This is a genomic window from Streptomyces sp. NRRL S-455, from assembly GCF_000717875.1.
GTDB lineage: Bacteria > Actinomycetota > Actinomycetes > Streptomycetales > Streptomycetaceae > Streptomyces.
This window is the reverse complement of record NZ_JOCT01000032.1, coordinates 1-15,946: the sequence shown is the minus strand read 5'-3', so window position 1 is coordinate 15,946 and position 15,946 is coordinate 1. Positions and strand designations below refer to the sequence as shown.

Sequence of the window (15,946 nt, the reverse complement as noted above, 5' to 3'; positions counted from 1 at the left end):
CTGCCCCGTCGGCCGGCTGAGCCCATGGGTGCCGGGCGCGCTTTCGCGTACGGCGCCGCCGCCGGTCTGATCGGTGACCTGCTGCTCGGCGATCCTCGCCGAGGGCATCCGGTCGCCGCGTTCGGACGGGCCGCGGGTGCCGTGGAACAGATGTTGTGGCGGGACCACCGGGGGTGGGGCGCACTGCACGCCGTGGTGTGTGCCGGGAGCGCCGTCGCGCTCGGGGCCGCCGCCACACGTGCCGTGCGCGGCTCCGCCGCCGCCTCCGTCGCGCTGACCGGCGCCGCCACCTGGGCCGTGGTCGGGGGGACTTCGCTCGCGCGCGAGGCGCGGGCGATCGGCCGGGCTCTGGAGGCGGGCGACGTCGAGGCGGCCCGGGCGCGGTTGCCGCATCTGTGCGGGCGGGATCCGCAGGCGCTCGACGCCGACGGGATCGCCCGGGCCGTCGTCGAGTCCGTTGCCGAGAACACCTCCGACGCCGTGGTGGGGGCCCTGGTGTGGGGGGCCGTCGGCGGCGTGCCGGGGCTGCTCGGCTTCCGGGCCGTGAACACCCTGGACGCCATGGTCGGGCACAAGTCGCCTCGGTACCGGCGGTTCGGGTGGGCCTCGGCTCGGCTGGACGACCTCGCGGGCTGGCCCGGGTCTCGGGTGACGGCCGTGCTCGCCGCCCTCGCCGGGGACGATCCACGAGGAGCCGTGCGCGCCTGGCGTGCCGATGCCGCCCGGCATCCCAGTCCCAACGCCGGGCCCGTGGAGGCCTCGTTCGCGGGGGCGCTGGGGGTGCGGCTCGGCGGGACCCTGTCGTACGGCGGGCGCGTCGAGCACCGGCCCGTGCTCAACGGGGCGGGGCGGAGCGTCGGCACCCGGGACGTCGACCGGGCCGTACGGCTGTCCAGGCGGGTGAGTTGGCTCGCGCTCGGCGTCTGTGTCGCCGCGCGCCGCATCGTGAAGGGGCGTACGTCATGACGGGCGGTGGGCTTCTGGTCGCCGGTACCACCTCGGACGCCGGCAAGAGCGTCGTGACCGCCGGGATCTGCCGGTGGCTGGTGCGGCAGGGCGTCAAGGTCGCGCCCTTCAAGGCGCAGAACATGTCCCTCAACTCGTTCGTGACGAGGGAGGGCGCGGAGATCGGGCGGGCGCAGGCCATGCAGGCGCAGGCCTGTCGCGTCGAGCCGACCGCGCTGATGAACCCGGTGCTGCTCAAGCCCGGTGGCGAGCGGAGCAGTCAGGTCGTGCTGCTGGGCAAGCCGGTCGGGGAGATGACTGCGCGCGGCTACCACGGCGGGCGGCAGCAGAAGCTGCTCGGGACCGTGCTGGACTGCCTGGAGCAGTTGCGGGGCACGTATGACGCGGTGATCTGTGAGGGGGCCGGGAGCCCGGCTGAGATCAACCTCAGGCGGACCGACATCGTCAACATGGGGATCGCCCGGGGTGCCGGGCTCCCCGTGCTCGTCGTCGGCGACATCGACCGGGGCGGGGTGTTCGCGTCCTTCTTCGGGACCGTCGCGCTGCTGTCGCCCGAGGACCAGGAGTGCGTCGCGGGGTTCCTCGTCAACAAGTTCCGCGGCGACGTCTCCCTGCTGGAGCCCGGCCTCGACATGCTGCACGGCCTCACCGGGCGGCGCACGTACGGTGTGCTGCCCTTCCGGCACGGGCTCGGGATCGATGAGGAGGACGGGCTGCGCGTGTCGCTGCGGGGGGCGGTGCGGGAGTCCGTCGTCGCCCCGCCCCTCGGTGAGGACGTGCTGCGGGTCGCGGTCTGTGCCGTGCCGCTCATGTCCAACTTCACCGACGTGGACGCCCTCGCCGCCGAACCCGGTGTCGTGGTGCGGTTCGTGGACCGGCCGGAGGAGCTGGCGGACGCCGACCTCGTCATCGTGCCCGGGACGCGCGGCACCGTCCGGGCCCTGGAGTGGCTCCGGGAGCGGGGGCTGGCCGACGCGCTGGTGCGCAGGGCCGCCGAACAGCGGCCCGTGCTCGGCGTCTGCGGCGGTTTCCAGATCCTCGGCGAGCACATCGAGGACGACGTGGAGAGCCGCCGGGGTCATGTCGACGGGCTCGGGGTCCTGCCCGTGCGGGTGCGGTTCGCCCGGGAGAAGACCCTCACCCGGCCGGAGGGCGAGGCCCTCGGGGAGCGCGTCGAGGGCTACGAGATCCACCACGGGGTGGCCGACGTCCAGGGCGGCACCCCCTTCTTGGACGGTTGCCGGGTCGGCCAGACCTGGGGCACGCACTGGCACGGCTCGCTGGAGTCGGACGGCTTCCGGCGGGCCTTCCTGCGCGAGGTGGCGGCCGCCGCCGGCCGCCGTTTCGTGCCGGCGCCCGACACCTCGTTCGCCGCGCTGCGCGAGGAGCAGCTCGACCGGCTCGGCGACCTGATCGAACAGCACGCGGACACGGACGCGCTGTGGCGGCTCATCGAGTCGGGCGCGCCGCGAGGACTGCCCTTCATTCCACCGGGAGCGCCCGCATGAGCACTGTGTTGTTGTTGTCGACCGCCGACACGGACCTGCTGGCGGCCCGCGCCGCCTCCGGTGCCTCGTACCGGATCGGCAACCCGACCCGGGTGGACGTCGAGGAGGAGCTGCCGGCGCTGCTGGAGGGCGCCGACATCGCCGTCGTGCGGCTGCTCGGTGGCAAGCGGGCCTGGGAGGACGGGCTGGCCGCGCTGAAAGCGTCCGGCGTCCCGGCCGTGCTGCTCGGCGGCGAGACCGTGCCCGACGCGGAACTGATGGCCGAGTCGTCGGTGCCGGCCGGTGTCGTGGCCGAGGCGCTGAAGTACCTCGTCGAGGGCGGGCCTGCCAACCTCACCGAGCTGGCCCGGTTCCTGTCCGACACCGTCCTGCTCACGGGCGAGGGCTTCGCCGCGCCGCGGCGCATGCCGGAGTACGGCGTCCGCGGCGACCGCGCACGGGCCGGGGACCGGCCGACCGTCGGCGTGCTCTTCTACCGGGCGCACGAGCTGAGCGGCAACACCGCGTTCGTGGACACCCTCTGCGACGCCATCGAGGCGCGGGGGGCCAACGCGCTTCCCGTGTACTGCGGTTCCCTGCGCGGGGCGGACGAGGGGCTGTACGAGATCCTCGGGCGGGCGGACGCCCTCGTGGCCACCGTCCTCGCGGCCGGCGGCACCCACGCCTCGCAGGCCTCGGCGGGCGGCGACGAGGAGTCCTGGGACATCGGCGCCCTCGCCGAGCTGAACATCCCCGTGCTGCAAGGTCTGTGCCTGACGTCCTCGCGGCGCGCCTGGGAGGAGTCCGACGCCGCCCTCTCCCCCATGGACGCCGCGATGCAGGTGGCCATCCCGGAGTTCGACGGGCGGCTGATCACCGTGCCGTTCTCCTTCAAGGAGCAGGGCGCGGACGAGGTGCCCGTGTACGTGGCCGACCCGGAGCGCGCCGCCCGGGTCGCCGGGATCGCCGTGCGGCACGCGCGGTTGAAGCACAAGGCGAACGCCGAGAAGAAGCTCGCCCTCGTCTTCACCGCGTACCCGACCAAGCACTCCCGGGTCGGCAACGCGGTCGGTCTGGACACCCCGGCCTCGGCGGTGCGGGTGCTGGACGCCCTGCGGGACGCCGGATACGTGGTCGAGGGGTACCCCGCGGGCGGCGACGAGCTGATCCACCGGCTCATCGAGGCCGGGGGGCACGACGTGGAGTGGCTGACGGAGGAGCAGTTGTCCGCCGCGCCGGCGCGGGTGCCGCTGGCCGACTACCGGGCCTGGTTCGACACGCTCGATCCCGGGCTCAGGGACGCCATGACGGAGGCGTGGGGCGAGCCGCCGGGCGGCCTGTACGTGGACGGCGACGACATCGTGCTGGCGTCGCTGCGGTTCGGGAACGTCGTCGTCATGATCCAGCCGCCGCGCGGCTTCGGCGAGAACCCGATCGCGATCTACCACGACCCGGACATGCCACCGTCCCACCACTACCTGGCGGCGTACCGCTGGCTGGAGAACAGTTTCGGCGCGGACGCGATCGTGCACATGGGCAAGCACGGCACGATGGAGTGGCTGCCCGGCAAGGGCCTCGGGCTCAGCGCCGGCTGCGCCCCGGACGCCGTGCTCGGGGATCTGCCGCTGATCTACCCGTTCATCGTCAACGACCCCGGCGAGGGCACCCAGGCCAAGCGCCGCGGGCACGCCACCGTCGTCGACCACCTGGTGCCGCCGATGGCCCGCGCCGACACCTACGGCGACCTGGCCAAGCTGGAGCAGCTGCTCGACGAGTACGCGCTCGTCTCCGACCTGGACCCGGCGAAGGCCCCGGCGGTGCGCGCGCAGATCTGGACGCTGGTCAAGTCCGCCGAGCTCCACCACGACCTGCACGTCGACGAGCAGCCGGACGACGACGCGTTCGACGAGTTCGTCATGCACATCGACGGCTATCTGTGCGAGATCAAGGACGTGCAGATCCGGGACGGCCTGCACATCCTGGGCGGCGGCCCGGTCGGTGAGCCGCGCGTCAACCTGGTGCTGGCCGTGCTGCGCGCCTCGCAGGTGTGGGGCGGGCAGGCGAACGCGCTGCCGGGGCTGAGGGCGTCGCTCGCGGAGCACTTCGGGCTGGTGGAGAAGGAGCTGCTGGCCGAGCCGGGCGCTCCGGTGAAGGTGCCGGTGGAGCTGACGGAGCTGGTGCGGGGCCCGGCGCGCACCGGAGCCGACGCGATCGACCTGCTGGAGCAGCTGTGCCGGCGGCTCGCGGAGGGCATGGAGGAGCGCGGCTGGGCGGTCGCCGAGAGCCCGGCGCTGGTCCGGGAGGTGCTCGGCACCGAACTGCCCGACGCCGTGGCGGTGCTGGAGTTCGCCTGCACGGAAGTCGTGCCGCGGCTGGCCCGGACCACCGACGAGATCGGGCACATCCTGAAGGCGCTGGACGGCGGTTACGTCCCGGCCGGCCCTTCCGGTTCACCGACCCGCGGGCTCGTCAACGTCCTGCCGACGGGCCGCAACTTCTACTCCGTCGACCCCAAGGCGATCCCGTCCCGGCTGAGCTGGGAGGTCGGGCAGTCGCTCGCGGACTCGCTGGTGCAGCGGTATCTGAGCGACACCGGCGCCTACCCGAAGTCCGTCGGCCTGACCGTGTGGGGCACCTCGGCCATGCGCACCCAGGGCGACGACATCGCCGAGATCCTGGCGCTGCTGGGCTGCCGTCCGGTGTGGGACGACGCCTCGCGGCGGGTGACCGGGTTCGAGGTGATCTCCCTGGAGGAGCTGGGCCGGCCGCGCATCGACGTCACGGTGCGTATCTCCGGCTTCTTCCGGGACGCGTTCCCGCACGTGGTGGGGTTGATCGACGACGCCGTCCGCAAGGTGGCCGAGCTGGACGAACCGGCGGAGTCCAACTACGTCCGGGCGCACGCCGACGCGGACACCGCCGAGCACGGCGACCGGCGCCGGGCGACCGCCCGGATCTTCGGCTCCAAGCCGGGGGCGTACGGGGCGGGTCTGCTGCCGCTGATCGACGCCCGCAACTGGCGCTCCGACGCGGACCTCGCCGAGGTGTACGCGGTGTGGGGCGGCTACGCCTACGGGCGGGGGCTCGACGGACGGGCCGCGCGCGGTGACATGGAGACGGCGTTCCGGCGGATCGCGGTCGCCGCGAAGAACGTCGACACCCGCGAGCACGACCTCGTCGACGCCGACGACTACTTCCAGTACCACGGCGGCATGGTCGCCATGGTGCGGCACCTGACGGGGGCCAGCCCCGAGGCGTACGTGGGTGACTCGGCGACCCCGGACCAGGTGAGGACCCGCACGCTCGGCGAGGAGACCCACCGGGTCTTCCGGGCCCGGGTGGTCAACCCGCGCTGGATGGCGGCCATGCGGCGGCACGGCTACAAGGGCGCCTTCGAGATGGCGGCGACGGTGGACTACCTGTTCGGCTACGACGCCACGGCCGGGGTGGTGGACGACTGGATGTACGAGAAGCTCAGCGCGGAGTACGTCTTCGACCCGGAGAACCGGGACTTCATGAAGACGTCCAACCCCTGGGCGCTGCGCGGTATCACCGAGCGGCTGCTGGAGGCCGCAGACCGCGGACTGTGGGCGGAGCCGGACGCGGAGACGCTCGAGCGGCTGCGTGCCACCTACCTTGAACTCGAAGGCGACTTGGAGGGTGACGAGAAGTGACCACCCCGTTTCCGTTCACGGCCGTGGTCGGCCAGGACGATCTACGGCTCGCGCTGCTGCTGAACGCGGTGAGCCCAGCGGTCGGCGGTGTGCTGGTGCGCGGTGAGAAGGGCACGGCCAAGTCGACGGCCGTACGGGCGCTGTCGGCGCTCATGCCGGAGGTGGACGTCGTCTCCGAGTGCCGCTTCTCCTGCGACCCCGGCGCGCCCGACCCGGGCTGCCCGGACGGGCCGCACGAGCCGGGGGCGTTCGTCTCCCGTCCGGCCCGGATGGTCGAGCTGCCCGTGGGTGCCTCCGAGGACCGGCTCGTCGGCGCGCTGGACATCGAGCGGGCGCTCGCCGAGGGCGTGAAGGCCTTCGAGCCCGGGCTGCTCGCCGACGCGCACCGCGGGATCCTCTACGTCGACGAGGTCAACCTCCTCCACGACCACCTGGTCGACCTGCTGCTGGACGCGGCCGCGATGGGTGCCTCGTACGTCGAGCGGGAGGGGGTCTCCGTACGGCACGCCGCACGGTTCCTGCTGGTCGGCACCATGAACCCCGAAGAGGGCGAGCTGCGGCCGCAGTTGCTCGACCGGTTCGGCCTGACCGTGGAGGTCGCGGCCTCCCGGGAGCCGGATCAGCGGGTGGAGGTCGTCAAGCGGCGCCTCGCCTACGACGCCGATCCGGCCGCCTTCGCGGCCCGGTGGGCGGACGAGGAGGCCGCCGTGCGGGCCCGGATCGCGGCGGCGCGGGAACTGCTGCCGTCCGTGCGGCTGGGCGACGGGGCGCTGCGGCAGATCGCGGCGACCTGCGCGGCGTTCGAGGTGGACGGCATGCGCGCCGACATCGTGATGGCGCGCACCGCCACCGCGCTGGCGGCCTGGGCGGGCCGCACGGACGTGCTCGCGGAGGACGTACGGCAGGCGGCGCTGCTCGCGCTGCCGCACCGGCGGCGGCGCAATCCGTTCGACGCGCCGGGGCTGGACGAGGACAAGCTGGACGAGACCCTGGAGGAGTTCTCCGGGGACGACGGTCAGGACCCGGACCCGGACCCGGACCCTGACCAGGGGCCGGACGGGCCCGGTGGCGGCGGTGGACAGCCGGAGCCCGACGAGGGGCCCCAGGGCGGCGACGCCGAGGCCCGGCCCGAGGCCGGGGAGGACGGTCAGCCCCAGCCCCAGCCGTCGGGGGCAGGCGAGCAGTCGGCCGTACGGGCCGCCGAACCGTTCCGGACCAAGGTGCTGAGTGTGCCCGGGCTCGGGGAGGGCGCGGCCGGGCGGCGTTCCCGGGCGCGGACCGAGCACGGGCGGACCACGGGGGCCCGGCGGCCGCAGGGCGCGCTCACCAAGTTGCACCTGGCGGCGACCGTGCGGGCCGCGGCGCCGCACCAGCGGGCGCGCGGACGGTCAGGGCCGGGTCTCGTCGTGCGCCGGGACGACCTGCGGCAGGCCACCCGCGAGGGGCGCGAGGGCAATCTCGTGCTGTTCGTCGTGGACGCCTCCGGGTCGATGGCGGCGCGGCAGCGGATGAGCGCCGTGAAGGGGGCCGTGCTGTCGCTGCTGCTGGACGCGTACCAGCGGCGGGACAAGGTGGGCCTGGTGACCTTCCGGGGGTCGGACGCGGACGTCGCGCTGCCCCCGACCTCGTCCGTGGACGCGGCGGCGGCCCGGCTGGAGTCGCTGCCGACGGGCGGGCGTACGCCTCTGGCCGCCGGGCTGCTGCGCGCACACGACGTGCTGCGTGTGGAGCGGCTGCGGGATCCGGCGCGGCGTCCGCTGGTCGTGGTGGTGACGGACGGGCGGGCCACCGGGGGCCCGGAGCCGGTCGCCCTGGCCGGGCGGGCGGCACGGCTGTTCGCGGCCGAGGGCGTCGCGTCCGTCGTCGTGGACTGCGAGTCGGGGCCGGTGCGGCTGGGGCTCGCCGGGCAGCTCGCCGGTGAGCTGGGCGGCACCGCCGTGACGCTGGACGAGCTGCGGGCCGACTCGATCGCCGGGCTGGTCAAGGATGTGCAGGGGACTTCGAGGAGGGCCGCGTAATGCCGCAGGGACAGCCGAGTGTCGTTCCGGACGACGGGCTGACGACCCGACAGCGCCGGAACCGGCCGCTCGTCGTGGTGCACACGGGCGTCGGCAAGGGCAAGTCGACCGCCGCTTTCGGGCTCGCGCTGCGCGCCTGGAACCAGGGGTGGCCGATCGGGGTGTTCCAGTTCGTCAAGTCGGCGAAGTGGAAGGTCGGCGAGGAGAACGCGCTGCGGGTGCTCGGCGCCTCCGGCGAGGGCGGGTCCGTCGCCTGGCACAAGATGGGCGAGGGCTGGTCCTGGGTGCAGCGCGACGCGCAGCAGGACAACGAGGAGAAGGCCCGGGAGGGCTGGGAACAGGTCAAGCGGGATCTGGCGGCTGAGACGTACCGGCTGTACGTGCTGGACGAGTTCGCCTACCCGATGCACTGGGGATGGGTCGACACGGACGAGGTCGTGGACGTCCTGCGGAACCGGCCCGGTACCCAGCATGTGGTGATCACCGGGCGCAACGCCCCCGAGAAGCTGCTGGACTTCGCCGACCTCGTGACCGACATGTCCAAGGTGAAGCACCCCATGGACGCCGGGCAGAAGGGGCAGAGAGGCATCGAGTGGTGATGTCCGCCTCGTCCGTTCCCCGGCTGGTCATCGCCGCGCCCTCGTCGCGGAGCGGCAAGACCACCGTCGCCACGGGGCTGATGGCCGCGTTCGCCGCGCGGGGGCTCGCCGTGTCCCCGCACAAGGTCGGGCCGGACTACATCGACCCCGGGTACCACGCGCTCGCGACCGGGCGGGTGGGGCGGAACCTCGACGCGTACCTGTGCGGGCCGGAGCTGGTCGGGCCGTTGTTCCTGCACGGGGCGCGGGGGTGTGACATCGCCGTGGTCGAGGGCGTCATGGGGATGTACGACGGGGCCGCGGGTGAGGGTGAGCTGGCGTCCACGGCCCATGTCGCGAAGCTGTTGCGGGCGCCGGTGGTGCTGGTCGTGGACGCGTCCTCGCAGTCGCGGTCGGTGGCGGCGCTGGTGCACGGGTTCGTCTCCTGGGATCCCGAGGTGCGGGTCGGGGGCGTGATCCTGAACAAGGTCGCCTCGGATCGGCACGAGGAGCTGTTGCGGGAAGCCCTGGAGCAGGTCGGGGTGCCGGTGCTCGGGGTGTTGCGCCGGGCTCCGCAGGTCGACACGCCGTCGCGGCATCTGGGGCTGGTGCCGGTTGCCGAGCGGCGGGCCGAGGCGGTCGAGGCCGTGGCGGCGATGGCCGCGCAGGTGGCCGCCGGGTGTGATCTGGACGCGTTGGCGGGGCTGGCGCGGAGTGCGGGTGCGTTGTCGTGTGCGGCTTGGGACGCGGCTGAGGCGGTTTCCCTGCCCACCCACCACCCGACCCGGTCGGACGAGAGGCCGGGCCGACAGGCCCGAGCCGCCGGAGCCGCGCCGACGGTCGCTGTCGCCGGCGGGTCCGCGTTCACCTTCTCCTACGCCGAGCATGCCGAGCTACTGACCGCCGCCGGTGCCGACGTCGTGCCCTTCGATCCCCTGCGGGACGAGGAACTGCCCGAAGGGACGAGCGGGTTGGTGATCGGAGGGGGCTTCCCGGAGGTGTATGCCTCCGAGCTGTCGGCCAACGAGACCCTGCGCAAAGCCGTCGCCGACTTGGCGATCAGCGGCGCTCCCGTCGCCGCCGAGTGCGCGGGGCTGCTGTATCTGTGCCGCGAGCTGGACGGGCAGCCGATGTGCGGGGTGCTGGATGCCGGGGCGCGGATGACCGGGCGGCTGACCCTGGGCTATCGGGACGCCGTCGCCGTCGGCGACAGTGTGCTCGCGGCGGCCGGGACACGGATGCGCGGCCACGAGTTCCACCGGACCGTCGTGGAGCCCGGCTCGGGAGCGGACCCCGCCTGGGGCCTGCGGACTCCGCGGCGGCGGGTCGAAGGCTTCGTACAGCGCGGTGTGCACGCCAGCTATCTGCACACGCACTGGGCCGCCGAGCCCGGTGTCGCCCGTCGGTTCGTGGAGAGGTGCCGGACGTCATGAGCAGCAGGTTGATCGGCGTCGGGGTCGGGCCGGGTGATCCGGAGCTGGTGACCGTGAAGGGCGTCAACGCCCTGCGGGAGGCGGATGTCGTCGTCGTGCCCGTGATGGAGGGCGGGGAGCGCGGCCGGGCCGAGGCGACCGTGCTGCACTACGTGCCCGAGGAGAAGGTCGTCCGGGTCGTGTTCGCGCTGAACGAGCGGACCGACCGGGCGCGGCGTGAGGCCGCCTGGGACGCGGCCGGTCAGCGGGTCGCCGAGTTGCTGCGCGGGCACGGTGCCGTCGCCTTCGCCACCATCGGGGACCCCAACGTGTACTCCACGTTCACGTACCTGGCGCAGACCATCGCCGAGCTGGTGCCGGGGACCGTCGTCGAGACGGTGCCCGGGATCACCGCCATGCAGGATCTCGCGGCACGCTCGGGTGCCGTGCTGACCGAGGGGACGGAGCCGCTCACGCTCGTGCCCGTCACCGCGGGCGCGACCGTGCTCAAGGAGGCGCTCGCCGGGCCCGGGACCGTCGTGGCCTACAAGTTCGGGCGGCAGGCGCACGAGGTCGCCGAGGCGCTGCGCGAGACCGGGCGGATCGGCGGCGCGGTGTGGGGGTCGGCGCTGGGCCTGGCGGACGAGTCGATCCGGCCGGCCGCCGAACTCGACGGCGCTCCCCTGCCCTATCTGTCGACGCTCATCGCCCCCGCGCGGCGGGACGGCGGGCGGGGCGGAAAGCTCTGACCCGCCGGCACTTCACCGTCACACCCCCGTACGAGAGGACCCATCCCATGGCCGACGCCCCAGCGGGCAAGGTGACCTTCGTCGGTGCCGGCCCCGGCGCCGCCGACCTGCTGACGTTCCGCGCCGCGCGCGCCATCGCCGAGGCCGACGTCGTGATCTGGGCGGCCAGCCTGGTCCAGGAGGAAGTCCTGCAACACGCGCGCCAGGACGCGGAGATCCTCGACTCGGCCCCCCTGTCCCTTGAGGACGTCGTGGCGGTGTACCGGCGGGCGCGGGAGGAGGGGCTGCGCGTCGCCCGGATCCACTCCGGCGACCCCGCCCTGTGGGGCGGCACCCAGGAGCAGCTCGACCGGTGCGCCGAGATCGGCATCGCCACCGAGATCGTGCCCGGTGTGTCCTCGTTCTCCGCCGTCGCCGCCCTCGCCCAGCGCGAACTGACCATCCCGGAGGTCGCGCAGTCCGTCGTCCTCACCCGGCTCGGCGGTGGCAAGACGCCCATGCCGCCCGGGGAGGAGGTGCGCGAGTTCGCCCGGCACGGCACCACCATGGCGGTCTTCCTGTCCGCCGCCCGCAGCGGGCAGCTCGTGCGGGAGTTGCTGGAGGGCGGCTATCCGACGTCGACCCCGGTCGTGGTCGCCTACCAGGCGACCTGGCCGGAGGAGCTGATCGTGCGGTGCACGGTCGGCACGCTGGAGGAGACGGTCAAGGAACACAAGCTCTGGAAGCACACCCTGTTCCTGGTCGGCCCGGCCCTCGACGCGCACGGCACGCGCTCGCACCTCTACCACCCGGGTCACTTCCACGGCTACCGCAAGGCCGACCCCGAGGCCCGCAAGGCTCTGCGCGCCCGGGGAGCCGGCAGCACATCCGCCGAAGAAGGAGTCGCCCAGTGATCGGCCTCATTTCCGCCACCGCGGCGGGCGCGGCGGCGCGGGACCGGCTGGCCGCCGCGTGGCCGGACCGGACGCGGGTGTACGAGGGTCCCGTCGGGGACGCCGTGCGGGCCGCGTTCGCGCAGTGCGAGCAGCTCGTGTGCTTCCTGGCGACGGGCGCGGTGGTGCGCCTGGTGGCGCCGCTGCTGTCGGGCAAGGCATCCGATCCGGGTGTGGTGTGTGTCGACGAGGCGGGCCGGTTCGCGGTGTCCCTGGTGGGCGGGCACGCGGGCGGCGCCAATGAACTCGCCGTGGCGGTCGGAGAGTTGCTGGGTGCCGAGCCGGTGGTGACGACGGCTACGGATGCCGTGGGGCTGCCCGGCCTGGACACCCTCGGCCTGCCGGTGGAGGGCGATGTCGCCGTGGTGTCGCGGGCGTTGCTGGACGGCGAGGCGGTGGCGCTGCGGGCCGAGGTGGCCTGGCCGCTGCCGCCGCTGCCGGTGGCGGCCGAGGGGGCGTACACGATCCGGCTGACCGACCGTCTGGTCGAGCCGGCCGAGCGCGAGGTGCTGCTGCGGCCGCCGACCCTGGTCGTCGGGGTCGGGGCGTCGCGGGGCGCGCCCGCCGAGGAGGTGCTCGGGCTGGTCGAGGACGCCCTGCGGGAGGCCGGGCTGTCCGCCGCGTCGGTGGCCGAGCTGGCCACCGTCGACGCCAAGGCCGGGGAGCCGGGCATCGTCGAGGCCGCGCGGCGGCTGGGCGTACCGCTGGTGACGTACGCCGCCGGGGAACTGGCCGGTGTCGAGGTGCCCAACCCGTCCGGCGCCCCGCTGGCCGCCGTCGGCACGCCCTCCGTCGCGGAGGCCTCGGCGCTGCTGCGGGGCGGCGAACTCCTCGTCCCCAAGCGGAAGTCCGCCGCGAACCCGGCCATGGCCACCTGCGCCGTCGTACGCCGGCCGGGGCGCGGGCGGCTCGCGGTGGTCGGGCTCGGGCCGGGCGCCCGGGACCTGCTGACGCCGCGTGCGAAGGCCGAACTCCGGCGGGCCTCCGTACTCGTCGGTCTTGACCAGTACGTCGACCAGATCCGCGATCTGCTGCGGCCCGGCACCCGGATCCTGGAATCGGGGCTGGGGGCCGAGGAGGAGCGGGCGCGCGCGGCCGTCGAGGAGGCCCGCAAGGGGCAGGCCGTCGCACTCATCGGCAGCGGGGACGCGGGCGTGTACGCCATGGCCTCCCCCGCGCTCGCCGAAGCCTCCGACGACTTCGATGTGGTCGGCGTGCCCGGTGTGACGGCGGCGCTCGCGGCCGGCGCGATCCTGGGGGCGCCGCTAGGCCACGACCACGTGTCGATCAGCCTGTCCGACCTGCACACGCCGTGGGAGGTCATCGAGCGGCGGGTGCGCGCGGCGGCCGAGGCGGACCTGGTCGTGACGTTCTACAACCCGCGCAGCCGGGGCCGCGACTGGCAGTTGCCCAAGGCGCTGGCGATCCTCGCCGGGCACCGGGAGCCGACGACCCCGGTCGGTGTGGTGCGCAACGCCTCGCGGGGCGACGAGTCCGCCCGCGTCACCACGCTGGCCGGGCTCGACCCGGCGACGGTCGACATGATGACGGTCGTGACCGTGGGCAACACGGCGACCCGCGAGATCGCCGGCCGCATGGTGACGCCGCGCGGCTACCGCTGGCAGGAGGGCGCGGAGTGAACCGCCCGGCCCACCCGCTCGCGTGCGGGCCCGGCCTGCGGCCGGGTGTTCCCCTGGGTGTTGTTCCCCTGGACCGCTCACCCGCGCTCAACGCCCCCCTGTACCACCCCACTCGCGCCGAGGAGAAACCGTGACCACGCCGCCCGCCCTGCTGATCGCCGGCCACGGCACCCGTGACGACGCCGGAGCCGAGGCGTTCCGCGACTTCGTAAGGGAGCTGGGTCGCCGCCATCCCGAACTGCCCGTCGCGGGCGGCTTCATCGAGCTGTCCCCGCCGCCGCTGGGTGAGGCCGTCACCGAGCTGGTGGAGCGGGGGGTGCGGCGGTTCGCCGCCGTGCCGCTGATGCTGGTGTCCGCCGGGCACGCCAAGGGGGACATCCCGGCGGCGCTGGCCCGCGAGAAGGAACGGCACCCCGGCATCTCGTACACCTACGGTCGCCCGCTGGGCCCGCACCCGGCACTGCTGAACGTGCTGGAGCGGCGGCTCGACGAGGCGCTGGGGGGTACGGCGCGTACGCCGGGCGACCGAGCCGATGTGACGGTGCTGCTGGTGGGGCGCGGGTCGACGGATCCGGACGCCAACGCCGAGGTGCACAAGGCGGCGCGGCTGCTGTGGGAGGGGCGCGGGTACGCGGGTGTCGAGACGGCGTTCGTGTCCCTGGCGGCGCCCGACGTGCCGAGCGGACTCGACCGGTGCGTGCGGCTCGGCGCCCGCCGGATCGTGGTGCTCCCCTACTTCCTGTTCACCGGCGTCCTTCCGGACCGGGTCCGGATGCAGACGGAGGGCTGGGCGGCGGCCCACCCGGAGGTCGAGGTGCGCTCGGCCGATGTGATCGGGCCGGAGCCGGAGCTGCTGGACCTGGTGTGGGAGCGGTACGAGGAGGCCCTTCGGGGTGATCTGCGGATGAACTGCGACAGTTGCGTCTACCGCGTCGCCCTGCCGGGCTTCGAGGACAAGGTGGGGCTGCCGCAGCAGCCGCACTTCCACCCGGACGACGACGGCCACCACCACGGGCACGGGCATGGCCACGGGCACCAGCACGGGACGCACTCGCATGTCCACTGAGCACGGGCACGATCTGCGCCACCACGGGGACGCCGAGGTCCGGGACGACGGCGGTTCGCTCGTCGACCTCGCCGTGAACGTCCGAGCGGACACCCCGCCGGTGTGGCTGCGGGAGCACATAGCCGCCTCGCTGACCGGGCTCGCGGCCTACCCGGACGGGCGGGCCGCGCGCGCGGCGGTGGCGGCGCGGCACGGGCTGCCGGTGGAGAGGGTGCTGCTGACGGCGGGGGCGGCGGAGGCGTTCGTGCTCCTGGCGCGGGCGCTGAAGGCGCGGCGACCGGTCGTCGTGCACCCCCAGTTCACGGAGCCGGAGGCGGCGCTCCGGGACGCCGGGCACACGGTCGACCGGCTGCTGCTGCGGGAGGAGGACGGCTTCCGGCTCGACCCCGCGGACGTCCCGGAGGCCGCGGACCTGGTGGTGATCGGGAATCCGACCAATCCGACGTCGGTACTGCACCCCGCGGACGCGATCGCCTCGCTCGCCCGCCCCGGGCGGGTTCTGGTGGTGGACGAGGCCTTCATGGACGCGGTGCCGGGCGAGCGGGAGAGCCTGGCGGACCGCGTCGACGTGCCCGGACTCGTGGTGCTGCGCAGCCTGACCAAGACGTGGGGGCTGGCGGGGCTGCGGATCGGGTACGTGCTGGCGGCGCCGGAGATCGTCGAGGACCTGGAGCGTGCGCAGCCGCTGTGGCCGGTGTCCACGCCGGCGCTGGCCGCGGCCCGGGCGTGTGTGGGGCCGCGGGCCGTCGCCGAGGCGGCCCACGCGGCCCACCGCATCGCGGCGGACCGGGCCCACCTGCTGGCGGGCCTCGCCGGGTTCGCCCCGGCGGGGTTGCGGGTGGTGGAGCCGGCCGAGGGCCCGTTCGTCCTCGTCCGTCTGCCGCACGCGGCTGCCGTTCGTCGGCGCCTGCGCGACCTCGGCTTCGCCGTGCGGCGCGGAGACACGTTCCCCGGGCTGGACGAGGAGTGGTTGCGGCTGGCGGTACGGGACCGGACGACGGTGGACCGATTCCTGCGGGCGCTGGACCGAGCGGTCGTGCACTGACCACCGGCTCACAGCAGGGCGGCTCGAGGCCGGTCCCGGGCACGACCGCTGCCGGCGGGTGCCGCCCGCGAGCGGGATACGCCGGACCGCCCAACCCGAGGCCCGGATCCGGGTACCCCCACCACGACCACGCTGCTCCGCGGGCGCCACAGCCAGCGGAATGCGCCGCCCCCCCCAAGGCCACGACCCGAGCACCCCCACCACGACCACGCTGCCCGACGGGCGCCACAGCCAGCGGAATGCGCCGGACCGCCACCCCAAGGCCACGACCCGAACACCCCCACACGGCCACGCTGCCCCACGGCCGCCACAGCCGGCTGATGCGCCGGCCCCCCCAAGGCCAGGGCCAGCACCAGGCGCCCGGCCCCGGCCCCGGCCC

11 protein-coding genes are annotated in these 15,946 nt (G+C 74.4%); all 11 read left to right on the top strand.

Annotated elements, in window-relative coordinates; genetic code table 11:
- Window positions 1–24 precede the first annotated feature (24 nt).
- The 11 genes from IE97_RS0132970 (at window position 25) to cobC (ending at window position 15,567) form a co-directional block, all read left to right on the top strand.
- Window positions 25–966 carry a cobalamin biosynthesis protein gene (locus IE97_RS0132970; protein WP_030248744.1) on the top strand — a complete coding sequence of 314 codons (942 nt, stop codon included), beginning with the start codon at window positions 25–27 and terminating at the stop codon, window positions 964–966.
- Window positions 963–2,474 (top strand): cobyric acid synthase, encoded by a 1,512-nt coding sequence (locus IE97_RS0132965; protein WP_030248741.1) that lies wholly within the window; start codon window positions 963–965, stop codon window positions 2,472–2,474. The genes IE97_RS0132970 and IE97_RS0132965 overlap by 4 nt, the downstream gene beginning before the upstream one ends.
- Window positions 2,471–6,127, top strand: a complete 3,657-nt coding sequence (cobN, locus tag IE97_RS0132960) for a cobaltochelatase subunit CobN (protein WP_030248739.1) — start codon at window positions 2,471–2,473, stop codon at window positions 6,125–6,127. Before IE97_RS0132965 ends, cobN begins: the two co-directional genes overlap by 4 nt.
- On the top strand, window positions 6,124–8,145 hold the full coding sequence (locus IE97_RS0132955; RefSeq protein ID WP_030248737.1) for a putative cobaltochelatase: 2,022 nt from the start codon (window positions 6,124–6,126) through the stop codon (window positions 8,143–8,145). The genes cobN and IE97_RS0132955 overlap by 4 nt, the downstream gene beginning before the upstream one ends.
- Window positions 8,145–8,744 (top strand): cob(I)yrinic acid a,c-diamide adenosyltransferase, encoded by a 600-nt coding sequence (gene cobO, locus IE97_RS0132950; protein ID WP_030248735.1) that lies wholly within the window; start codon window positions 8,145–8,147, stop codon window positions 8,742–8,744. Before IE97_RS0132955 ends, cobO begins: the two co-directional genes overlap by 1 nt.
- Entirely contained in the window at window positions 8,744–10,156 is a 1,413-nt protein-coding gene (locus tag IE97_RS0132945) for a cobyrinate a,c-diamide synthase (protein ID WP_030248733.1), read from the top strand. The genes cobO and IE97_RS0132945 overlap by 1 nt, the downstream gene beginning before the upstream one ends.
- On the top strand, window positions 10,153–10,884 hold the full coding sequence (gene cobI / locus IE97_RS0132940; RefSeq protein WP_030248731.1) for a precorrin-2 C(20)-methyltransferase: 732 nt from the start codon (window positions 10,153–10,155) through the stop codon (window positions 10,882–10,884). The genes IE97_RS0132945 and cobI overlap by 4 nt, the downstream gene beginning before the upstream one ends.
- A 47-nt stretch (window positions 10,885–10,931) precedes the next feature.
- Entirely contained in the window at window positions 10,932–11,777 is an 846-nt protein-coding gene (gene cobM / locus IE97_RS0132935; RefSeq protein ID WP_030248728.1) for a precorrin-4 C(11)-methyltransferase, read from the top strand.
- The gene (gene cobJ / locus IE97_RS0132930; protein WP_030248726.1) at window positions 11,774–13,456 is read left to right on the top strand and encodes a precorrin-3B C(17)-methyltransferase; all 1,683 of its coding nucleotides are present in this window, start codon (window positions 11,774–11,776) and stop codon (window positions 13,454–13,456) included. The genes cobM and cobJ overlap by 4 nt, the downstream gene beginning before the upstream one ends.
- Before the next feature lie 130 nt (window positions 13,457–13,586).
- Window positions 13,587–14,522, top strand: a complete 936-nt coding sequence (locus IE97_RS0132925; RefSeq protein WP_030248724.1) for a sirohydrochlorin chelatase — start codon at window positions 13,587–13,589, stop codon at window positions 14,520–14,522.
- Complete coding sequence (gene cobC / locus IE97_RS0132920; protein WP_030248722.1) at window positions 14,512–15,567, top strand: Rv2231c family pyridoxal phosphate-dependent protein CobC; 1,056 nt, start codon at window positions 14,512–14,514, stop codon at window positions 15,565–15,567. Before IE97_RS0132925 ends, cobC begins: the two co-directional genes overlap by 11 nt.
- Window positions 15,568–15,946 lie beyond the last annotated feature (379 nt).